The 22,625-nt window shown below is 51.8% G+C and carries 17 protein-coding genes; 5 read left to right on the top strand and 12 right to left on the bottom strand.

Features of this window, described 5'->3' with window-relative positions:
• Positions 1–26: 26 nt before the first annotated feature.
• From IP81_RS07555 to IP81_RS07545, 3 genes are all read right to left on the bottom strand, one after another.
• A complete protein-coding gene (locus IP81_RS07555; protein ID WP_054107378.1) occupies positions 27–389 on the bottom strand; it encodes a hypothetical protein in 363 nt (120 codons plus the stop codon).
• A 111-nt stretch (positions 390–500) separates the two neighbouring features.
• Positions 501–1,667 carry an SEL1-like repeat protein gene (locus IP81_RS07550; protein WP_054107377.1) on the bottom strand — a complete coding sequence of 389 codons (1,167 nt, stop codon included), beginning with the start codon at positions 1,665–1,667 and terminating at the stop codon, positions 501–503.
• A gap of 163 nt (positions 1,668–1,830) precedes the next feature.
• Positions 1,831–2,292, bottom strand: a complete 462-nt coding sequence (locus IP81_RS07545; protein ID WP_197274567.1) for a hypothetical protein — start codon at positions 2,290–2,292, stop codon at positions 1,831–1,833.
• Positions 2,293–2,557: 265 nt separating this feature from the next.
• On the opposite strand from IP81_RS07545, the gene IP81_RS07540 reads away from it, so the two are divergent.
• Together IP81_RS07540 and IP81_RS07535 are read left to right on the top strand one after the other, a co-directional pair.
• On the top strand, positions 2,558–3,037 hold the full coding sequence (locus IP81_RS07540; protein ID WP_197274566.1) for a hypothetical protein: 480 nt from the start codon (positions 2,558–2,560) through the stop codon (positions 3,035–3,037).
• A gap of 192 nt (positions 3,038–3,229) precedes the next feature.
• Positions 3,230–3,445 (top strand): hypothetical protein, encoded by a 216-nt coding sequence (locus IP81_RS07535; RefSeq protein ID WP_054107374.1) that lies wholly within the window; start codon positions 3,230–3,232, stop codon positions 3,443–3,445.
• A 21-nt stretch (positions 3,446–3,466) separates the two neighbouring features.
• On the opposite strand, the gene IP81_RS07530 is transcribed toward IP81_RS07535, so the two are convergent.
• The 8 genes from IP81_RS07530 to IP81_RS20125 form a co-directional block, all read right to left on the bottom strand.
• On the bottom strand, positions 3,467–4,096 hold the full coding sequence (locus IP81_RS07530; protein WP_197274565.1) for a GIY-YIG nuclease family protein: 630 nt from the start codon (positions 4,094–4,096) through the stop codon (positions 3,467–3,469).
• Complete coding sequence (gene brxL / locus IP81_RS07525; protein ID WP_054107372.1) at positions 4,086–6,131, bottom strand: protease Lon-related BREX system protein BrxL; 2,046 nt, start codon at positions 6,129–6,131, stop codon at positions 4,086–4,088. The genes IP81_RS07530 and brxL overlap by 11 nt, the downstream gene beginning before the upstream one ends.
• The gene (gene pglZ, locus IP81_RS07520; RefSeq protein WP_054107371.1) at positions 6,121–8,742 is read right to left on the bottom strand and encodes a BREX-1 system phosphatase PglZ type A; all 2,622 of its coding nucleotides are present in this window, start codon (positions 8,740–8,742) and stop codon (positions 6,121–6,123) included. Before pglZ ends, brxL begins: the two co-directional genes overlap by 11 nt.
• 2 nt (positions 8,743–8,744) lie before the next feature.
• Positions 8,745–12,431: a BREX-1 system adenine-specific DNA-methyltransferase PglX gene (gene pglX / locus IP81_RS07515; protein WP_054107370.1), complete on the bottom strand. Its 3,687-nt coding sequence runs from the start codon at positions 12,429–12,431 to the stop codon at positions 8,745–8,747.
• Between the two features lie 14 nt (positions 12,432–12,445).
• Positions 12,446–16,090, bottom strand: coding sequence for a BREX system P-loop protein BrxC (gene brxC, locus IP81_RS07510; RefSeq protein ID WP_054107369.1), 3,645 nt, complete (start codon positions 16,088–16,090; stop codon positions 12,446–12,448).
• Between the two features lie 2 nt (positions 16,091–16,092).
• Positions 16,093–16,662, bottom strand: coding sequence for a DUF1788 domain-containing protein (locus IP81_RS07505; RefSeq protein ID WP_054107368.1), 570 nt, complete (start codon positions 16,660–16,662; stop codon positions 16,093–16,095).
• On the bottom strand, positions 16,659–17,249 hold the full coding sequence (locus IP81_RS07500; RefSeq protein ID WP_054107367.1) for a DUF1819 family protein: 591 nt from the start codon (positions 17,247–17,249) through the stop codon (positions 16,659–16,661). Before IP81_RS07500 ends, IP81_RS07505 begins: the two co-directional genes overlap by 4 nt.
• A gap of 153 nt (positions 17,250–17,402) precedes the next feature.
• Positions 17,403–18,416: a hypothetical protein gene (locus IP81_RS20125; RefSeq protein WP_157573118.1), complete on the bottom strand. Its 1,014-nt coding sequence runs from the start codon at positions 18,414–18,416 to the stop codon at positions 17,403–17,405.
• A 27-nt stretch (positions 18,417–18,443) separates the two neighbouring features.
• Between IP81_RS20125 and IP81_RS07485 the strand changes: the two genes are divergently transcribed.
• From IP81_RS07485 to IP81_RS07475, 3 genes are all read left to right on the top strand, one after another.
• Positions 18,444–18,884 carry a LexA family transcriptional regulator gene (locus tag IP81_RS07485; RefSeq protein ID WP_054107739.1) on the top strand — a complete coding sequence of 147 codons (441 nt, stop codon included), beginning with the start codon at positions 18,444–18,446 and terminating at the stop codon, positions 18,882–18,884.
• Positions 18,884–20,155 carry a Y-family DNA polymerase gene (locus tag IP81_RS07480; RefSeq protein ID WP_054107364.1) on the top strand — a complete coding sequence of 424 codons (1,272 nt, stop codon included), beginning with the start codon at positions 18,884–18,886 and terminating at the stop codon, positions 20,153–20,155. Before IP81_RS07485 ends, IP81_RS07480 begins: the two co-directional genes overlap by 1 nt.
• Positions 20,156–20,476: 321 nt before the next feature.
• A complete protein-coding gene (locus IP81_RS07475; protein ID WP_054107363.1) occupies positions 20,477–21,790 on the top strand; it encodes an integrase arm-type DNA-binding domain-containing protein in 1,314 nt (437 codons plus the stop codon).
• On the opposite strand, the gene IP81_RS21245 is transcribed toward IP81_RS07475, so the two are convergent.
• Positions 21,785–22,525 carry an AlpA family transcriptional regulator gene (locus tag IP81_RS21245; RefSeq protein WP_231626266.1) on the bottom strand — a complete coding sequence of 247 codons (741 nt, stop codon included), beginning with the start codon at positions 22,523–22,525 and terminating at the stop codon, positions 21,785–21,787. The genes IP81_RS07475 and IP81_RS21245 overlap by 6 nt on opposite strands.
• Positions 22,526–22,625 lie beyond the last annotated feature (100 nt).

The following is a 22,625-nucleotide window of genomic DNA, read 5'->3' as shown; positions in this document are numbered from 1 at the left end:
AGCTTCACGACCAACCGATCCCAGCACTAAATTTGAGTGGTCAGGATAATCTCATTGAACCTTCGCACAGCGAAAAGTTCACGACCCAAGACTTGTGCCTTGCCGATAAGGAAGCTTTCATCCTTACGGTTCATCACCGACGACATTCCAAGCTTTTTTGAATGGTTTTCAATGTCTTCCGGCGAAAACTGTGAACGCAGACCTATGTCGTAGACGACGCAATAGTCAAACTGGCCCCAACTAGGCGAGGCATCAAAGGCACTCCAACATTGGTCGCCTTTTGCCAATAAATCAGACACTTCAGCTTCACCATAGGTTTGGTAGAAACCAGCAGTGCCCTCACGGATTTCCTGTGATGGATGTAGCACCGACTCACCGTCTTGATCCATGACCCCGCCTACGACTGCTTTGACCCTAAGTGGGCTTTCGTGATGAAACCTTTTTGGCTACCATAATCTCTTTTTTTCTTGATCCATTGCTTAAGATTGACAGTTATTATTCTATCGATTTTTATCTAATTGATCTATTTCTGATAAGACTTTTTTTGCATCTTTATGACCCTGCTCGGCAGACTTACGGAACCAATCAACAGCGACCCCAGAATCTAACGCAACACCTTCTCCAGTAGCGTACGCATATCCAATATTGAATTGAGCATCTGCATCTCCTTGCTCGGCAGCCTTAATAAACCAAGCGACAGACAATCCAGCATCTTTAGTCACACCTTCGCCGTTAGCGTACATGACCCCAAGGTTGTACTGCGCAGCAGGATTGCCTTGCTCGGCGGCTTTACGGTACCAATCCGCAGCTAACGCAGCATCTTTCGCAATACCTTCGCCGTCAGCGTACATCGCTCCGAGGGTGTACTGCGCATTGGCAAATCCCTGATCGGCAGCTTTGCGGTACCAAGCAGCGGCTAACTCCGCATCTTTGGCAACACCTTCACCGTTGGCGTACGAAACCCCAAGGTTGTACTGCGCATTAACAAGTCCTTGCTCGGCAGCTTTACGGTACCAATCCGCAGCTAACGCAGCATCTTTCGCAATACCTTTTCCTTTGGCGAACATCAACCCAAGGTTGAACTGCGCATTGGCGTGGCCTTGCTCGGCAGCTTTAAGGTACCAAACAACAGCTAGTTCGGTATTTTTAGTCACACCTTTGCCGTTGGAGTACATGTGTCCAAGGTTGTTCTGAGCAGGAGCATAGCCCTGCTCGGCAGCCTTGAGAAACCAAGCAGTCGCAGCCTCAGCATCTTTAGCCACACCTTGGCCTTCGGAGTACATCATCCCAAGGTTGTGCTGTGCGTCAGCATAGCCTTGCTCGACCCCTCTAAGGTACCAAGCAACGGCTAACTTGGCATCTTTTGGGACACCTTCACCAGTGCCGTACATAAACCCAAGGTTATTCTGGGCAGCAGGATTACCTTGCTCGGCAGCTTTACGGTACCAAACAGCAGCAGCCTCAGCATCTTTCGCCACACCTTCGCCGTTAGCATACATCGCTCCAAGACGAAACTGAGCAACAGGTTCTCCCCGCTCAGCCATAGCGGTAAGAGCGGCAACGTCCTTCCTCTCATATGCGGATAAAGCATCGTCACTCTTGCCAGCCGCCACTGACGGCAAGGTCAAAGCCAGCGCAAAACCCGCAAGCAAAAGTGATTTTCTCATAACGTCTCCGGATACCGTGCATTTAGCACAGAGATAATCACCCTTGATACCAACACAACGGGTTTTCTGCCAATGGTATGTCCATCAGCCGAACCACCCAAAAGGGCGAAATGACCAGCCTGTCCGCCATGCAAAGGACGGTAGTGAGCCATCTTTACCATGATCAATCCGCTTGTGTCGCTCCTACCGCACCAGCACCACCACCAACAGCTTTCCAGCCAATTTCAATATGCTTGGACTCTTTGGGCACATCGAGAATGTAGGCATTCACCTCCATAACTTCGTGGGCTTGAATATCACCATGGGGCAAAGCAACCTCATGAAGGAAAATGACCTTTTCCCGTTTGTCTTTGAAGGCAAACATCAAAGGTAGCACCTTCACTTTCTCATCTGATGTGTTCGCAATGATGCCTGATGCGGTGAAAAATCGACGGCCACCCTCAAGCTCACGATGATCCATGTTCTCTTCATGAAAGTGGAGTTCTAACCCCGCTATCTCGTCAGCAAACTGAAACGCCGCATACTCTGCTGGAAGAGCCATAACCGCCTGTTTTTGAGGCATACATCCAGTTACACCAACCAATGCAAAACCCATTGTCAAGCGACATATATGCTTCAAGATCATAGCGTTTCCCGTTGGTGGCATATGCGCAGGTTGAGCACGAGAACCTTGGTCCTGCAACCAGCAGATGATCGTTCATGCTTTGATGCTCTGGTATCTGGAAAATCACCACATCTCGTGGTATAATCCATCAACGACATTCCCTTCCTGTCGCTGCTAAAGCGTCACTCAGTCGTGCATGAAAATTATAACATTCAAACCGTTGCAAACAAACTTGCCAGCAGTCGCTGAGCGGTATGTTTTTGCATCTTAAATTATGGAGAAGCCTTTGAAAACCAATGTGATCGCAGCAGCCAAGGTTGACGAAACCACCATCACCGACATTCTTGAAAACGGTGCCATAGATTTTATCGACAATGGCGGTCTCTATGTAACAGGGTATCCATTCAACTTCTGGATCGACCTTGATAAAACTCGCAAGCTTCTGATAATATACTCTTTTTGGGAAACCATGCACGATGTGAACGAGCTTGAAATGCTCAGATTCGGAAATGAAACCTCCCAAAATAAGGTCATGCTGCAATTTTCGTACAACGCAGAATATGGGCGATTCTATGCGTATTACACGCACCCCTTCAGCGTGGGCTTGCTTGCGCCACAAGTCCTGAAACTCTGCCAGAAGTTTTCATCAATCTTTGACGAAGTGGTGAAGGATGGCATCGCAGGTGGAATTTTGCAGGATTTTCCTGATTGCCCCTGCGGTGACGTGACCGATGAAGCTGCTGCGGCTGACGGAACGGTGCACTGATGGGGTGTGGATAAGCCTGTGAGATGGTCATGGGAAAAGACCGTTCATTAAAGGGGAAGCGCTATCTGGATCATCACTACAATTGGATTTTTCAGCATCGTTCAGAAGCCTTGGGATAAGCCAAATGACACGCTCACGATCAGGGCACGGGTCAGTGGTGACCTTGAGAACCTGAGAGCCTTTGTCCCTGAGATGGGCGATATCATCGCAAGCGACGACAGCGATTACCGCTACAGGGCAGTGGCCAAGCGTGAATCGGTGATGGCGGCGCTGGCCAAACTGACTGCTGATATCGACTATGATAACTTCAAAAACGAAGTGGCATCACGGCAGGGATATGAACGTGCGGCTGTGTATGGTGACGTTTGGGATGTGCTCTATGGGTTGCAGATTGACCGTTTTGATTGACGGCATGGCTCGTTTAGTAAGCTATTGCTCTTCACCAGCTTCTATCCGCATTCGCCGCTCAGCTAGTGTTTCACCGTCATAGGTCCAGTAGAGCGGCCCCTGTGCCGCTGACAAAGCGCCGCCCATACGGTGCAGCAATGTCCTTGCAGCGTTGCTGGTGGACGTCTTCGTCCCTTCAAACTCAATCGTCCTATCATCAACAACCACAGCGGTTATGGTTTCGTCTTTCACAAAACTGAGTGTGGCACCGACTGGTATGCCCACATTGGAAAACCGAAAATTTGATCGCCGTGATTGCTCCCGTTGCAAGGCTTCGAGTTCGACCTGATCTTCAACGATCTCGATGTTCGGCGTTTCGTCCTTGATGGCCATGACCTTCAAGATCGCCTGAACCCGTTCAGGATTCAGACGGAAAAACTCACGCTTGGGATTGATCCGGTGATCACCAAACGCTTCGTGCAAAGCTCTTTCCACTTCCACGCTGTCACGGACCTCACAGGCGTAAAAGCATTCGAATGGTACAGGAACACCGCTATGCGTAGACAGACTGCGCAACCGTGTTTCAAGATCGTTTGTCCGACCAATCTTCACCAGATCGGGCATCGTTGGATTGGTCAGAAGGTAAACAATCTCAGGCATTTCAATCCACACCCAAAGCCTTGAACACGGCATCAACCGGATCGGAATAGAACGACGTCTGGAACTTAGCGAAAAGCTCACCAGGGATCGTCGGGATATCGGTGACACTGGACATAGGCAGCAGCACACGCTTGGCACCGCAGTCGAAGGCAAGCTGCATACATCCAGCCAAATTCTCAACAGGCTTCACGTTTCCGCCAAGGCTCATATCACCAAGCACAACAAGCTGACCCTGCAACGGCTTTTGCAAGATGCCAGAGCAAGCTGCGACGAACCCTGCAAGTGTTATGGTTGTAGTAGCACCGCTGTTTTGAAGCTCAACGATATGCACATGATAGTCATTATCACCAGCCTTTGATGCACCACTGATGCGAGAGAGGTTGGCCTTAAAGTAGTCAAACCCGACCCTGAGCGCCTCTTTTGCAGACGTATTAGAGCCTAGTCCCGAAACAGTGAATTTGCCATTCCCCGCAGTGATCTGTGTTTCCATGCGGTACAGACCCAGATGCCCACCAGTCCCAGTTCCAATCGTATGCAGGACACCGGGGTTTATCGGTCCATCCGGTATCAGCTTGCCGCCACCTTGCTCTGGTACGGAGATGAACCGCTCATCACGGGTTTCCTGATCGATGTACGAGAAGTGGACGTCATAGAATTCCATGCCGCCGATCTTCTTCAACTGCTCCTTCACTCGGCGACGAGTTTCCAGCGCATACTCAAGGCACTGACGCACGTCTTCCTTGTCAAACTCGCCATTGGGGTGAATTAGCTTCAACAGGCCAGAGACAGTCTTGCGCACGGCAATCGTGTCACGCTGGTTGAGGTTGTTGCCCAGCTTGAAGAACCGATCAATCGCATCGGCAAAGCTGCGCTTGCGCATTTCCCGCATGAATTCTGCAAGATAGTCGGTGATCAGACCATAGCGGTTCGTGAAGAACTCCGGACGCATTTTCGGCACTTCCCAACCCGGTATGTAGGCATGAAAGCGGTCAAAGAATGCACTATCGATCATCGCTTGCGGGAATGGTGCCAACAGATGGCTTGTCTTGACCAAGGTATCCACCGACTGGTTGATGTTGCCCACGAACACCATGCTGGCAGACGCAGAAATGGAATCACGCCCACGAGCAAACGTTCCATTGGCCATGTAGCCTTTCATAATCTGAACGCCGTCAGCTTCCTTGAAGTTGATACCTGCCACTTCGTCAAAGGCGACAACATCCCACATGCCAACCAAGCCCACCTGTCGCCTAGACATGTTGTAGAACAGGTTTGCCACCGTGGTCTGACCACCGGATACCAATATGCTGTTGGGGCTAACTTCCTCGTAAACATAGGACTTGCCTGTGCCACGGGGGCCAAGCTCACAGACGTTGTAGTTGTTTTCAACGAAGGGGATCAGGCGGACCAGCAGGTGCCAAAGGGTGCGTTCGTCCAGAACCGTTGGTTCCATCCCTGTCGAACGGGTAAGCGTATCGATCCATTGCTTCGTGGTGAAGCTTTTCCTCGCCTCAAACAGTTCCTCCATGTCCATATTGGGCATCTGGATTGGCTTGAGACCAGCCACTGAGAACGGTGAACTCTTTGAGCCTTCCTCGAAGAAGTAGTGGAGCGTGACGATGCACCAGATACCACCCGCCAGCAGCTTCTCATTCGCCTTCACAAATGACGTAGGGATTTCAGCATCCTTGACGCCAAGATTGGCCATCATCGCCTCATAGACATCCCGCTTTTCGTTCAGGCGAACGCTGACCTTGTCGATGATCTTGTAGCTGCCACGCTCACGTATTTTGGACTTGATCTTCTCGGCTTCATCAGGACGAACATAATTATCAGCCAAGACGCTTTTGACCGTTTCCAGCCCATCTCGGATCGTATCCTCGTCATCGGAAGCGCAGTAGGTCCCAAGCAGGTATTCCAGCACATAGGTCGGGACATTTGCCCCTTCCTTGACAAGCTTGGTCAGGTCCTTGCGAACCACCTTACCAGCAAATTGCTGGACAAGCAGTTCATCAACGTCATTTTTGGTCTGTGGTTCAGAAGTCATTGTCGAAGGCCAAGCTTATAGAGATGGGATAGGGTTCAAACATGTCCAACTGATCCTCGGTGTTCCGCACAATCAGATGATAGGTTTTGCTAGGATTAAAGCTGTGGTTGGCGAGTGTCAGCCAAATCTCTTTTTGCCAGAGATTCATATCGGTAGCCGTTGAATCAAACGTCACAACCTCGGCATTGGAAATCTGCTGATCGCCATCATAGAGCGCAATTCTGACAGTCACAGCTTGCACACGTGCGGACACGGCTTCTGTTTGTGTGATCGTAAATCGATGGCGAGACGTGGTGATCCGGTTTGCTTTGATGAGCGGTGCCAGAGTGACCTTCGTCACACGAGTGCGATCACGACCTTTGCCTTCGCCTCTGGCATAATTAACCCGCAGCAGTGGAACGCAGATTTCTTGAGGCATTGCGCCGCCATGGATGAACCTGCTGCCACCAACAAAGTGGAATCGGTTGACGCCTTTGGGAACCCAAAACTGCATGTCTGTCTGAGCTTTGGCAGTACCAGCGATTTCGCCGCTGATGGCCCCAACATTCTGGCCAAGATTAGTCCCGATCAGATACCGTTTTTTGGCGATCACCGTGCCATCAGGACGAGTGTTGATAGCGTTCTTTTGAGCTTCGGTAGGCGGTGAGTTTTGAAACAAGAACCCGTGATCCGCTGTCACGAGTGCACGGTTGCAATTGAAGGTGAAGGCTCGGCGGATCAGCGCAGCAATCTCATCTATGGTGGTGCGAACGGCAACGAAGGTCTTTTCCTCGTTACCCTTATCCGCCGTCTGATCGATTTGGTCATGATAGACGTAGATCACACGGTAGGGCTTGAAGAAGGCGATCCCGTCCTCCTTCTTCAGTTCCATGAGGTCCGCCGCTTTGATGGCAATCCCGTTGACAGGCTCAAGCAGCTTCTTTCGGGCTTCCAAGCCACTGGCAGACTTGCCATCGACCTGAACGGTGCCGTCGCTTGCATAACCCAACTGGTCATGGGGTAGCAGCGCAGACATACCAAGTGCCGTGTACGAAGGCAAAACACCGAGCATGGAATCCAGCTTGGCTTGAAAGCGATCCTTGCCTTCCAGCGTCTTGAACAGTTCCTGTGCCGCTTCAAACCGGAAGGCGTCGGATATGATCACAACCATGCGTCTGCTGGGATCGGAATCCAGCACAGGCTTCACTTCACGGCGGTAGAAATCGTACTGGTTGAGAACCTCTGGCATCTTCCAATCGGGCAGAAGATCGGATTCTACCTGACGGGTCCACAGGTCGCCCAGTTCGGCAAGATACCAGTTGCCGTAGACGTCTTCGATATGGCTGCGCAGGTCCTTCAGCACATCCCAGTTTTCAGCTTCGGCCACATCAGCCGCTTCACCAAAAAGGCGGTAAAGCTGGTCGAAGCGGTACAACTGATCTGTGTATAGCTTCCATGTATCTGCTGCTGAATTGCTGCGCAGATGCGCCCCCTCTTCACCCTTCAGGGCGAGGAAGGCAGCACCAAAACCGATAGCATCATAGACCTTGTACAAGGCTGCACGTGGCGCATCATCCGTGGTCGGCTTTTCCGCATTGGCCCAATAGGCGTTCTGACGGCTGCCACACAGGTCAACGATCCGTGCGGCATTGACCGTTTCTGAGGCGTCCAGAACCTCCCGCACCAGCAGTGATGCAAGGCGCTTCTCCACTTCAAGGAAGCTGTGCACGGTTTCCAGATCGGCAAGGTCAAAGCTGGCTAGCTGGCCTTTGATTTGTAGGTCTTCAGCAATGACCGATGACAGCGCATCATAAGAGCGCTGGTGGCTGCTGGAATCTCGCCAGCCATCCATGAACACCACGGCATTTGCGCCGCCACCATTTGGCAGCAGCAGGTGCGACAGGGACACGGGAACCTTGCCAGTCACATGCCGTGCAAAGTCCGTAGCAAACAACCGCAGCAACAGGTTGCGCAGAGATGGTGCATCGTCGGAATAGCGGAACTCTTGGGCTACGAAGTCCCAGAACACGCCATCCACTCCGTATCGTTCAAATTCGGCTAGGGTTTTGTGCTCTGCCGTAAGGTCATGGAGATCGAGTTCAGCCAACATGATGCGCAGAATCTGCGAGATTTGCGGCTGGGGTGCACGTGCGAGAACTGACATGATCTTGAGGTCGATTTGAAACGGCCCATCGCTTGGAGCAATCAGGCGGATTAGCTTGTCCACACGGTCACGGCTACCAAAGAACCGGGCACGTAAGGTGATGTGAGATTTGAGCGACAGGTCATCGACCAGACCAAGCTCTCTCAGGATCAGGGTCGATTTATCCGCTGCAAAGGGCGCTGCCCATTTGCGGATATCGAGCAGCATGTCGTGGGCAGGATCAGGCGGGGAACTCTGTTCGTAGATCAGGAATCGGCCATTCGGCTCTTCCAGCAGAAGCCGCACCTTCAGGCCCAGCGTTGGTTCAGCGCCAAGCCGGATCAGCGCCACGCCGTCATCATGGCATGTCTCGATGCCAAGGTTATCCAGTTCCTCGGCAAACTCCCCATCGCTGTCCTGCCACCAAACGATCCGATTGCCGCTGGTGAACAGGCGTTTCAGATGGGCGTGAATGTGCGTCAAATCCACGCTTACTCGTCCCCACCCTTAGCTTTTGGAATGACCTTGTCCCTGAAGGCCAGAAGGTTCCCGAAGCGTCCGTAGTTCACCTTCACGCCGTCATCCAAATCAAGGGTGATACGCTGGTCTGCCAAGTGGCGCAGTTCCTCGTCAAAGGCACGAAGTTCAACCACCTGTTTGGCCAGCTTGTCCTTTTCACGGGTCTTGCGGGTCTTTTCGGCAGACGAAGATGATGCTGCAATCTCGGCTTCCAGATCGGTCACCCGCTGCTGCAACTTACCCATCAGCGGCGTTACATAGACTGTGCGCATTCGGGCCAATGTGCCTTCGTTGTAGCGGTGAAGATAGACCAGCGCCTCAAACGCCTTCTGCTTGCCTGACGAGAACAGCCAATAGATCGGACGGTTCTTGTAGGTCTGAAGGTGGTCCTTGTAGAACTGCTTTGACAGGTAAGACCTTAGCGCAGCACGAGGTTCACCCGCCTTGTCCATGGAGAGACCATCCATCAACGTGGTCAGCGTTTCCATCAAAGGCACATCGGGCCATGCGATCCCGAGGAACTCCTCGATACGAACAGCGGCATCATCTGGAAACCACTGCTCTTCTGTCATCGGAATGATGCCGTCGTCGTCAGCGGGGAATCGGCCATAGTGTGATGGATCGAAGCCTACGCCGCCAGCATGGGCATAGATCAGACCCGGTTCCGCCAGTGAGTAGCGGCCCATCATACAGCCAACCGCATACGAGATGAGTTCTCGCATGGTGTCAGACTTCAGCCGTGCTTCACGCTCCTCATCCGTCAGATCACCGCCGTAGCGGTAGTGCGGATTGCAGGTCAGCGTGATTTCTGACAGCGGGACGCTATCGTCGATTTCACTCTCTAGCTTAAAATCATTAATAAATAAGCGGTTATTTTCTTCTTCCAAAACTTTAGCCAAGTTGACTGATGCTTGCCATAAGCTGCGGATTTCCTCATATGCCAGCTCAAGAGACGTCGCCGTTGATGGCGAACTCACAAGGTGGAAAGAAGAGAAATTGCATGATTTCTCATTTTCATTCCAGTCATTCTCATGAAGTGCAACCAACTTAGTCGATATTTGAGACGCAAAAGCGAGTGCATCGGCGGACGCAATTGGAATAGCAGACACCTGACCAATGTTAATATCAATAGTAGGAGAAAGAAATTTTAGGAAATGAGATACAACTTTTGAATTTAGTAGCCCAATGATCGAAAATTCAGAGTTATCATGGATGGATATCCCCGGCCCCTTATGGCCTATAACGAACCCATTATGTAGGATTCTGAAGGATGGTGCAGCAGAAGTAAGTGCTGACCAAGTAATCGCACTCTCAAAATAGTGCGCAGAACCATCGTGCCTGAAACCCGGATTTGCGCCCTCTTCAAAAGCTTCGACCATGCTTCGTCCGCCGTTTGCATAATCGATGATGTCCTCAACACCACCGCACCACTTTCTAAACTGACTGCCCCGATTATAGGGAAACCAGCGAGCGCCAGAACGCTCAGCATCCGAACGATTGGTGCATGTTAAATCAAAGCGATTGTGGGCCACTTCATGCCATAGGCGAGCATACTTGCCGTTATCTCCAGTAGAAATTCCTCTACGTAATTCGCTGATGGAGCCGAATGAAGGCCTCGCCTGAAACTCATCACGAATGTGGGAACTTACCCAATACGCAATCGGACTCCCCGGAATCTTATCAAAGTCAGACGCTGATGCACGGAAGCACCAACCACAAGCAGGGTTAGCAATGGCTGTCTTGAAGTCAGAAAGTTTAGCCGCCTCAGAGCCGCCGTCGATCAGGCGGAGATAGCCACCCTTGAAGTCAGCCATATGAGCATTTTTGATCACGAAGGCAGTGGTGGAAACGACTTCTCCACCGATACTGTCAAATCCCCGTGCCCCCAGATGTGCCATGCTTGCCATCGTTTCGTTAGCCAGCAGCTTGAGGCGAAGGTTCTCGTAGGAAGACAGGAACATCCAGCTTTGCATTGTGATCATGGCCACCGAACCTCGGTCAGCGGCAAACTCCAAATTACGCTCAATGAAGACGGCGAAAAGGTCTGCCTTGCTGTCGGGATAACGCTTCCCTGCAAACGACTTCAGATCGGCATTCATGCCCTTTCCACCCATGTATGGCGGATTCGCAACCACGCAGTCATAGCGACCACCCAGCAGCCGTGCCTGTTCGACCAGCGGCTTTAACGCTTCCTGCGCATCTTCCTGTGCCTGTCGAAGGTACAGATCACCCGTCAGCGGCTTAGCCAGAAGCTCATCGAGCAAAGGCAAACTCTGCATCACCGCATCAGGGACGGTAATCAAAGAACCAAACGTCTTTGCCCCATCAAACAGAGTTACAAGTGCCTTGATCGCTTTCGCTTCAACAGAGGTAGGCTGCTTCGCTGCTAGCGTAGGCTGTGCTAGCGTTTCAGGCAGAAGATCACCGCTTGGCACCATTTCAAACCGCTCTTGCGGCAGCAGCGCCTTGGCCAGTTCATCTGCATCCAGCCCTTCGCTGTCCTGCAATGCCAAAACGTTCAGCTTAGGCGCATTGCGCAGGACCGTGCGGTCATCATCACAGGCTTTCATCAGCAGGGCAAACCCCGCCATCTGAGCCGCACGATCATCGATATCGAGACCGAACAGGTTCTGGGTCAGAATGGCACGTGCGGCTTCCCGCTTGGTGTAGCCCCGTTCCAGATAGATCGCCCTGAACAGGTCATAGGCTTCGACCAGAATGTGACCTGACCCAACGGCTGGATCGATCATCGTGATAGATTCGGGATCAAGCTGCATCGGCGTGATCGCATCGATCTGAGCTTGCACCTCTGCCGTCTGCTCAGCCGGAGCAATGTAATACTCCATGTCAGCACGAATGCCGCTGTCGGGATAAGTCGCCAGCCATTGCGCACCAAGGCTGTTCTGGACCATGTATTTCACGATCCAGTTGGGCGTGAAAAGCTGGGTGGCGGCGGGGATGTCTTCCGACTTCACCACCTTGCCGATCACCTGATCTTTTTTCTCCGAGATATAAAACTGGTAGAGCCAGCCTATAATCTCGATTTCCTGCCATTCGCTCTCGTCAATCTCGTTCACCAGCTTGCGGACAATGCTGTCGGATTGCAGCAGGTTCTCCGGCAGTAGCAGTTCGGTCTCGTCGTCTATCTTCTCGAACAGGAACGGCATGGCCCGATGCAAATCGTTGCACTGCGCCATCAGCAGCTTGCGATAAATCTGCTCGTCCTTGGTACCATCCAGCTTGAGATCGACGATTTCGTCTTGGTTCAAACCCGTCAGATTGACGCTTGCTGCTTTCTCAAGAATCTCAGGCTCGGCATGGCCATTGGGATTGGAAAGGACACGGCAGCCATGATCGAAATAGTCGTGCAACTCCATATACCGAATGGCAAGGAAGCGGTTGAACCATGTGTAAGCAACAGCTTCCATCGTCTGCGCAAAGCCGTCACGTGCAATGCGGGACATCAACCGCCCACGTTGGTCTGCAACTGACCGAGGAAACGCTTTGCCATTTAGGATGAACAGATCGCCCTGAAGCTCACCAGAGGCGTTTCCGTCCTTGGTGATACCAAACTGTGCCGCACGGTTGGTGATCGCCTGAATGAAATCCAGACGAGCTTGCGGGGCATATCTTTTGAGGACGTTACGGTTGGAAGCCATGGTGGTCTGAACCTTCAGAGAATTTCGATACGTGCGTTGCTGGCGATGGCTTCTTCAAGCTGCATACGAAGCGCAGCCAGATAGTCCTCCACGTCCTGCGATGTTTCCAGATACTGCTTTGCGGTCACTGACTTCGCCGTGATCTGGCGACGAGGTTTGAAGTTCTCGGGTTTTGCCACCTTGGTAGGGGTCACCAATGGAGCCGCAACTGGCTCCCTAACCTTCGATGGCTCTGGTTCAACCGATGTTGCTGCCGCAGCCTTTTGTGCAGCCGCAACCGCTTTCTCGATAGCCCCATGCGCCATCTCAGCAGCGTCAGCAGCCTCGGTGACAAGATTCGTCAGTTGCCCAGATCGGGTTTCGACCTCGATCTTTTTGCGAATGTCTTGGATCGGTTTCAGGCACTGGTTTGAAAAATCGGCATCGACGCCAATCTGCGCCAAATCCTGCTTGATCGTCTCGATCTGCGGATCGACCTTGGCCAATGCTTCTGCACGGCGTTCAGCAATCACAGTATCATTGGCCGTGCGCAGTGTGGCAATAAGCGGCGCACTATCCTTGATCCGACCATAGGGCTTGGGATCACTCAATATGGAGCGAACCGTGGCCAATGCAGTGGCTGCGTCTGGATCACGTGTAAGGAAGAATGCGTTCGGTTCGAACTCATTGCGGTAAGCCAAACTTAGCGCATCCCACTGGGGCCGCTGCTGCGTGTAGAAGGTTTCCAACCGCTGATAGCGATCACCAGCATCAACCAGATCATCAGCATTAGCCTTCACATGTTCGAGGAAGGCAAAGCTGTCCTGATTGGCCAAGACCTTGTTCAGAACACCTTGAATGTCGGCAATGTCGTCGGTGCCGGGGTAGTTTCCTGTCGTCGCAAGCGCAGACCAATTCCCAAGATTGCGTGACTGATTGTCAAAGCGTGTGCGCAGCCATGCATGAAGGTCATCTTCACCTTCTGGTGCCGCAATACCAAACAGGTCACGTGCCAGCGCTCTAACCGCTTGGATATCGGCTCTATCGACGGTCTTGCGCCGAGACAGGCTGACCCTGTTCCATTTGGTTGTACCATCAACCTGAGCGTAAATCTCATTGGCCTGAAGCTTTACGCCGCCAGCACTGAGTTCAATCTGTCCAGCTTTGTACAGGCGACATACCAGCAGAAGGGTGTCGTTCTCCTTCCAGCCATAGGGATGCTTTGCAAAGCGTTCGGTTATCAGTGTCCCCAAATTTACCGACTGGCTGCGACCAGACAGAAGATCGATATAATCGAGCACGTCCTTCAAAGCTTGGCCGTTCTGGCTACCCCCAAGCAAATCAAGTTCTTCACCTGTTGGATCAGCCAGCAAGCGGCGGATTTCTGACAGATGGTCAGACGGGGAATGCTGAATGTAGGACAGCTTGTTGTAGCTGTTTTCAACCAGAAACCTTAGTGCCGCTTCAACCGCACCCTTGGGACCGCCTGTGTAGCTCTTCTCGTTGCCAAGCACGAAAAACTTAGCTTCTTCAAGCATCTGGGTGAGCGTTGCATTGATACGGTTACGGCGTTGGGTATTTTCCTGCCGCTTGTCGTCATGGATACGCTTGGTCGTTAGCGGCAACGATCCGTCAGTCTTCAACCTCAGATAATTATTTGTCTGGATGTAGACTGTGATTTCGTCTGTAAGTTTCTGGTCGTCACGCAGCCGAATGACAAGCTGCCCGACTTCGCCTTCGATACTCATCTCGATACAGCGTGGGTCTGTGAACGATGCAAAATCAGGGGTGAGCGGCGTCAAGACCGATAGTGTCAGCCCTCCGTCACTCCTATTTCCAACAGGTGCCAAATCAATGAGGCGGGTAAGGTCAAAATCCTTGCCGTTTCCTGCAAAACGATACCGACGAAGGTCCTTCAAAACATCTTCAAAAACGATTTCGCCCATCAGTTTGTGAAGGTCAGTCTGGCTGTAATCCTGATCCTTGATTTCCTTGTTTATGTCCCGTTCTTCGTTGGTCAGGAAGAAGTACAGGTCACCATTCCGGCTTATCAGGGTATCCCGCTCAAGCCGGATCAAGCTCTCTTCAATGTTGCTGCGCAAAGCACGTTTGTCGGCATCAACCTCATCGACGAAGAAAGTGATGAGATTGTCGATATTGGCTGGAACCTCTTCCACGTAGCGGATCAGGAACAGGGTCTTCAACACACGGGAATCAAACGGCGAACGATCAACGATGTTATCGACACGGCTGATTGCTGTGCGAACAACGCCTTCAAGGAAGCTCTCAATAGATGGATAGAAGGAATCCAACGGCACCAGTGCGCCCAGCGGCTTGTCCTTGACCGCCAGTGCTGCTGTCTGGAAGGCATCCAACATGGATCGCTCACCCTTCGAAAGGTGACCACCTGTTGCTCCAAACTGACGGCTGGCTTCAAAGATCTTTTGAACCAGCAGGAACTGATATGGAGGAAATGGATAGCAATCTACGAAGCTGTCGGTGTCGGCAAAGGGCTTCAATGTTATCGCAGCATCACGGAAGGTAATCTGGTTGCGCAGAATGTCACCCTTGTCATGAAACAGGGTCTTCAGTGCAACAGTGGCATCATCGCTTTTTGACAGCAAACGACGCTGGATCACCTCATCCGCATTCGATCCTGACAGGGACAAACGGGTGGTGAAGCGCCCCTGAATCTTCGAGAAATCCTTGCTGTTGTCCTTACCAAAGCCACCGGACCCGACAACCGCTTCAATGTCTTCCTGCGACGTCACAACAACCCATGCACGGCCATGGCATTTGGTGCCAAGTTCCTCGGTGATCGTTTGAAGGTTCAGCATAAGCTGAGTGTGGCCACCAATATATTGGCCGACTTCATCGACAAGAAACACAAGGCGTTTGCCGCCGCCCTGCTTGTCTAGATATTGCTGCACCCACTTGGCGAAGTTTTCGATGCTGAGCGACAGACCCTTGTCTAGGTTGTCGATGAACGCTTGTGGGTCAGAGATTTGCTGATTCAGGACCTTACTGAGGGCGTCACCAACCTCTAAGCCGTAAAATTGATATGAATCCCGCTCAGCATTCCAGTCGAGGTTGTGGTCAGATGCAAGCGTGTCGATGAAGGCTTGGTATTTACCTTTGTCATCAAGGAAGCGTTCCATGTGAGCGACTTCAGGATGGTCACCACAATATCCCACATGCTCGTTGAACACCTTGAGGAAGACCTGAAGGATGGCATCACGATTATGGTTTTGTTGTGCCTTGCTGTCGATGTTGAAAAGGATGACTTCGGAAGAGGCATTAGCCATCCGCTTTAGATCACCCTGTAAAACAGCATCATCAGAGACCTTCTCAATGAAGAAACTAAGCGGCGTTTTGGCCTCTTTCCCCTCTTCACTGACAGGTTGGTTCTTCAGCAGGTAGGACAGGATTTTGATGAAGTGCGACTTACCAGACCCAAAAAATCCCGAGACCCAGACTCCCATTTTTGCAGACACATCAGCATTTTTTTTGGGATCAAGGCCCAGCAGATAAGCATCCACGAATGAACGCAAATGCAGATCAACCTCTTTGGTGATCACGTACTCATCGAGTTCGTTGTATGCCGTATCGTTCTGGTCAGCCTTGATCACACCGTTGATCGGACGATTGATGTTCTTTGCGAAAATGCTCTCAATTTTCATGATCAATCCACCAACCTAAAAGCACGATAATAAGGAGTTTCTTGCAGGTCGCCGAACAGTTGCAAGCTTTGTCCGTTAAATCGACCCGGGTAAAAAAGGACCAGAGGCACACTGCCCAACAGGGGTTGCAGATTGTTGAGCAAACTGTGGGTTCGAACCAGCGGATATGCTGCACCAACCCCTGTCAGAAACACCATGTCGAGCTTCTGTCCAGCAAACCGTGCCATGAGAGCAGCCGACAACTTGCCGGGCTCCAGCGGCCCTTTGAGGGCATTCAACAGCGCAGGAACGCCCTTGGTCGCTTCCATCGAAAGGGATTTGTCATAGAGGCCACGGTTTCTCAGTTGCTCAATGGCCAGTTCGAACACGTTGACATTGCCGATATGAAGCTCGTTCTTTTTGGCAATGTCATCCAACAACCAACCAAGATGGTCGGAGACTTGCCGCTCTGACTGAACGGGGTAATCGAAGGCGTAGAAGGGTACGTCTTTGCCCAGACCACGGTTCTTTAGGAATTTATCCGATGTGATGGTCTGGCGAATTCGATCCAATCGGGATTGAAGATCACTCATAGGAACACCTGCATGGCACGAAGGACCTCATCGAAATTTTCGTCCTTCAGATAGTTCATGACTTCCGGCTCATAATGCACAGGTTGCAGGGTTGGTTTTCCCCCATCTGAGAGCATTCCCACCTCGGTCAAAATTCTAAGAACGCTGTCGCCAAGTTTGTCGGTTGTGGATGCCGACCACACGGACATTTCTGGGTCCCGCTCATGGCAAGCAGCGACGAATGACCGCCAGTGGCTGCGGGTCAAACCAAGATCACCTGACAGAAAACGATCACGCACATGGAGGATCAGGAAGTCCCGCAAGAGAGAGCTATGGGCAATAGCAGATGCAAAAACTGCCTGTGTGGCCACTGGCTTGCTGCCATCACGCACCAACTCCCATAATGGCGGGGTCATTTGCTTGAGGCGGGTCTTGATCAGGCTTGCTTGACGTTTGGCCGTCCCAATAGAGGTTTTTTGAAGGACATTGTCCACTTCAATGGCTTGACGCCATTCGGCAGGTGGAAGCCGTTTCAGCAGCAAATCAGCTACAATGCGGGACTCATAAACCTTCAGCGATCCACCAGCTATGTCGGCTTTGTAGGCCAAAAGTCATTCCCCTTGATGCGGCTAGTGCCAACGATATCAAACCAACGGAATCAAAGCGAATCTGAACATGTCAGAACGGGGCACTATTGATGCGAATGTGGCTGGCCAAGCAGCCCGACATGATTGGACGAACCCACCGAAAAGCCGGAGCTATTAGCAACTCCAATCAAAAGAGAATTTGACCTTACCCTCCTTGTTAAACTCATAAAAAATCTGTGCATTCCCGCAATCACCCCATGAAAACACATCACCCGTTTCCATGAGCAGTAAGGCTTCAGGGCAGTCAATTTCATCGTATTGGATGTTGGAAAAATTTCCAAAAAATCCGAATTGACCCGCTCCTCTGCTAATGCCGGAATCGGCTTGTAGAGCACTTTCCATGGCGTCAAACGCCGCATTTAACATCTTTCCCGACAACTCTGGTCGTTCGTCGAACCTGCTCACCAGCGTTTGAGGAATTGTCAGCACTGGATCAAGCACTGCCGACACGCAATGTCCCTGTAACCAAGGATCATTCGTACCATGCAGCCGCATTGCCTTGGGGTGATTCCAGACATGATTTATTACATTATCGGCCACTGGCGTCAGGGCACTGAGTTGCACTTCATACTTGGGCAGCAGCCGAAGACGGCCAAAGACGCCATCCATCCACAACTGAAGCAGACCGTCGCCCAGCATCAAGCCCGATACCTGCGATGGTATTGTCAGATCGATCTGGCAGATAGGTTCGAGTGGTTTGCCCCTTTTATCGACAGGCCAAGGATGAAGTTCGCTTGTGTACAGAGGGCCGGAGAACATTGTCGCCAACCTCTCTTTTGGCGTGACCGTTTGAAGTTCGCACAAGATGGGATAGCTCCATCGCAAATGCGCTGCTGCATCACGGAAAACTTCAAGCTCTCGGGCCAATTCCATACTGAACGGACAGTTATCATGGGAAAATGCACGATCCAGAGCCTTGTGAAGCCGATTTGCAGCGTTGATCATTTTCCGGTCATCTGACGTCACACGCATTACACCAAACCTCAAAAGTCCAAGTCGGCTTAGCAGATTAGCTGAGGAGAGCATTGCGAGTCCCGACTCATTTTTTCCGACCTCCCTCTGTTCTCTTTTTCTGCCTATCCGTAAATCCATAGGCTTGCCCACAACCACCCCCCATTGACGAATCATACGAACATGTTCCTTGTATGTTCCATCATGCATTCACCCAAAACCTCCACCCTGACATTCACCGATAACCCATCAAACCTGAGCCTGAACCTGTTTTCGTCCAGTGTTCCAGCGGGATTTCCGTCACCTGCTGACGATCATATAGAGGGCAAGCTTGATCTGAATGAACATCTGGTTCGTAGGCCATCAGCAACATTCTTTGTCCGTGCGGCTGGTGAATCCATGCGTGATGCCGGAATCTTTGATGGCGATCTGCTTGTTATCGACAGAAGCATAAGCCCAAAATCAGATGATATCGTCATTGCGTCCATCCACGGTGAATTGACAGTCAAACGCATTCAGCAATCTGGCAAAGAGTGGGTGCTTGTCCCAGCCAATCCAGACTTCCCTGTGATCAGCCTTGAAGGTTCTGAAGGTGAAGTCTGGGGTGTCGTGACACATAGCATTCGGCGGCATTGTGGACGGTAATGGTGACCTTCGCATTGGTGGACTGCAACAATTTTTATGCGTCCTGTGAGCGGCTGTTCCGTCCCCATCTGAAAACTCGACCTGTGGTTGTGCTCAGCAACAACGACGGGTGTGTGATTGCAAGATCGCAGGAAGCAAAATCGATTGGCATCGCAATGGGCGCACCACTCTTCAAAATTCGCAATCTGGTGGAAGAGCATGGGGTGGAAGTCTGTTCGTCCAACTATGCCTTGTACGGCGATATCTCCGAACGTGTGATGACAACGCTTGGCTCCAATGCGCCCAACCATGAAGTTTACAGCATCGACGAATGTTTCCTTGATGTTGATAATCTGGCGGTGCCAAACTTGACAGAGTGGTGCAAAAACCTGCGTCACAGCACTTACCAATGGACCGGAATTCCCGTTTCCATAGGTGTTGGTCCCACAAAGACGCTTGCGAAACTGGCAAACAGGTTAGCGAAGAAATCCATCAAAGCGGCTGGTGTGATCGATCTTTCCAATCATCCAGCATGGATTGAACCAGCACTACGCAAAACACCCATTGGCGATGTGTGGGGCGTTGGTAGGCGGTGGAGCCAGATGCTGGAAGAGCGTGGCATCATGACCGCCCACGATTTCGCTCATGGCGAAGATGGTTGGATCAGAAAAAAGATGGGCGTTGTTGGACTTAGAACCGTGCATGAACTGCGTGGGTACGTCTGTCATGCTTTGGAAGACCAACCGCAGCCCAAACAAACCACCTGCTGCACCAGAAGCTTTGGTGAAACCGTCACGGAAAAAGCACAGGTTCACGATGCCTTGATGAGCTTTGCTGAAAGGGCGGCTGAGAAGGTTCGTGCTGCGGATCAGGTGGCTGGTGTGGTTCAGGTGTTTATAAGGACTGATCCATTTAACCTTAGCGCCGCTCAGAAGTCCCTCTCAGGCTCTGTTACGTTTGATCACCCAACGTCTGACACCAGAGCTATCACAGGCGCTGTAACAAGCATCCTAGACCGAATTTGGCGTGATGGGTTCGCATGGAAGAAAGCAGGGGTGATGATGTTGGACTTAACCGCAACGGGAGCGGCACCACCTTCGCTGTTTGATGCAGTGGCACCAAAAAACGATGGGCTGATGAATGCCATGGATGCCCTTAACCAGAGATATGGTCGTGGTAGCATTCGACTTGGACTGGCGGGGAAAGATCAGGAATGGCGGATGAGACGTGAAAATCTGTCGCCTAGCTACACCACAAAATGGGCTGATCTTGCCAAGGTTGTGATGGGGTAGGGGGCGGTTGTACGGTTGAAGCACTTCAGCAGGTGCGGTATGCTGTCCTGACAAGCCAATTCCAAAAAGGGGGAAAAAGAGGGGGAAGCCCTCAGATTAAGCGTATCATATCGTTTCATGTCAGCCCCTTAGGTATCAACTGAGCGGCCTCCCGCTCCGCCACCACATCATTTCAGGACATCCAGCGACGCCTTAGGGCAGGCCCGTAGCCTTGACTTTACGGGCTTTTGTCGATTCTGTCTGCCTATAGCACCCAAAGAAAGCCAGACTCATTTGGGGGCATTCTGGGGGCACCAAATTGGCAGATAGGGGGCACGGAGTATGTTGACCGAGATGGCAGTCAAAAACGCCAAACCAAAGGACAAACCTTACAAGCTTAGCGACCGTAACGGCCTGCACTTGTATGTGAGCGTGACAGGGCACAAAAGCTGGCGTTGGAAACACCGGGTCGACGGCAAGGAAACGCGAATGCAGTTCGGCGTTTATCCGGAAACCAGCCTCGCAAAAGCACGCGAGTTGCTCGATGAAGTCCGCGCTCAAGTGCGCGCAGGCGTGTCTCACTCGGTCATAAAGACGAAAGCGAAGCTTGGCGTTACGTCAGGGCAAGGCGAAACTTTTGAAACTGTGGCGCGTGCATGGTTTCAAAACTCGGTCTCGCGCTGGAAGCCTGTGCATGCAAATGACGTGATTACCAGCATGGAGCGGGACGTGTTTCCCATGATTGGTTCCTGCCCGATTGAGCAAGTCGACCAGCCCCTCATGCTAGCGGTGCTACAAAAAGTTGAAGATCGCGGGGCAATTGAAACAGCGCATCGATTGCGCCAACGGGCTGAAGCCGTTTTCAATTACGCGGCAGCAAAGGCCATTACCACCAACAATCCTGCCGCCTTGGTGCGCAAAGCTTTAAAGCCCGTTCTCAAGGGAAAGCGTTGGCCTGCCCTGGTCGAACCCGCCGCCATTCGTTCAATGATTCGGCAAATTGATCATGCCGGTGCGTCTCCTATTTCACGACTGGCCTCGCGATTCCTAGCCTTGGTCGCCCAGCGTCCGGGCATGGTACATAATGCCGAGTGGACAGAATTCACCGGGATCGACTGGCGAGATGACGAAAGCGATATCAGCAATGCGCTTTGGACGGTGCCCGCTGACAAGATGAAGCAAGAAATAGAGCAGCGCCAAGATGACAGATTTTCGCACAAGGTGCCGCTTACACCGCAAGCTGTAGAGGTCCTGCGGCGGGTGCGTTTGCTTACCGGCAGTGCCAAATACGTGTTCTGCTCCAGCAGATCCGGCCAAAAGCCGATGAGCGAAAACTGCCTCAGCTATCTGTACAAGCGCGAAGGGTTTGCCAATGTGCATGTCCCGCACGGTTGGCGCTCAAGCTTTTCGACGATCATGAACGCGAAACTTGAGCGCGCGCATCCAGGCTCTGCCGGAAATTTAACGGATCGGCTTATCCTTGATCTCATGCTTGCGCATACTCCATCGGGAATAAGCGGCAACGAATTGCGCTATCATCGCGCAGAATATATGGAACGTCGACGTGAGTTGGCGACCATTTGGGCTGATTTGATTCTCGAAGATGCGGTCGAACTTGACGTAATTTTGCAAAGTCCACGGCGGCGTAAGCTATAAACGCTTGCCTGCTCGTTCCTCAATCCAAGCATCAACTTCGTGTCGCAACCATCCGACCGCGCGCGTTCCCAGCTCAAACTTGGCTGGGAATTTGCGCTCGCTAACCAAGTTATCGATCGTTGATTTTGAAAGACCGGTCCTCTTTATCACCTCGGCACGCCGGATGATGCGCAGCTCAGGGCTGCCGAAAGTCTGCGATGGCTGTTCAGATTCCGAATGCTGTTCAAGTACGGGCGCGGGCAAAATGGCCTCCACCTCGTTTGATTTTTTTGGGTCGGATGTCAGGGCTTCCCATATTTCATCCTCTGACATCATCGATTCCAAGTAGGCCTTCATGTCCTTTTCATCGACAAAAATGCGATGGGTTAGCGGTGCAGTATGATCGAACCAATGCTCAAGGCTGAAGCAACCGGTCGCAAATCTTGGCAGCGGATCATCGATTTCCCAGACCGACGGCGCCAACTTTATGACACTGCCTGCGGGCAATGGCCGTGCAAATGTAGCGATGCTCCCATCAATAAATGCAGCCAAAAGCATCGAGGCACATGATGTTATCGCGCCTCGGGCGAAGCGATTTTCGTCAGTGTTCGCGTCATCGCTGACAAAAATTTCGTACAACTCGTGACGTTCAAAGCCCCAACGGTCCTGCATGAACAGAGCAAAAGCTTTGACCAGTGTAATGCCAATCGCACTGGGCGGTTGCACTTCCATGTAGGGATGCCACGCTGCGATCATCGTCAACCTTCACATTTTTGCAGCGCAAAGGTGACAGCACAGCGTTAAAAATCCATCTGACGATGTATCGGATTTGCTCGGGTGTGGTGACAGGTTGCTG

Origin of the sequence: Novosphingobium sp. AAP83, assembly GCF_001295795.1 — a bacterium.
Classification (GTDB): domain Bacteria; phylum Pseudomonadota; class Alphaproteobacteria; order Sphingomonadales; family Sphingomonadaceae; genus Novosphingobium.
The sequence above is the reverse complement of the archived record's forward strand: the minus strand, read 5'-3'. Positions and strand labels throughout refer to the sequence as shown.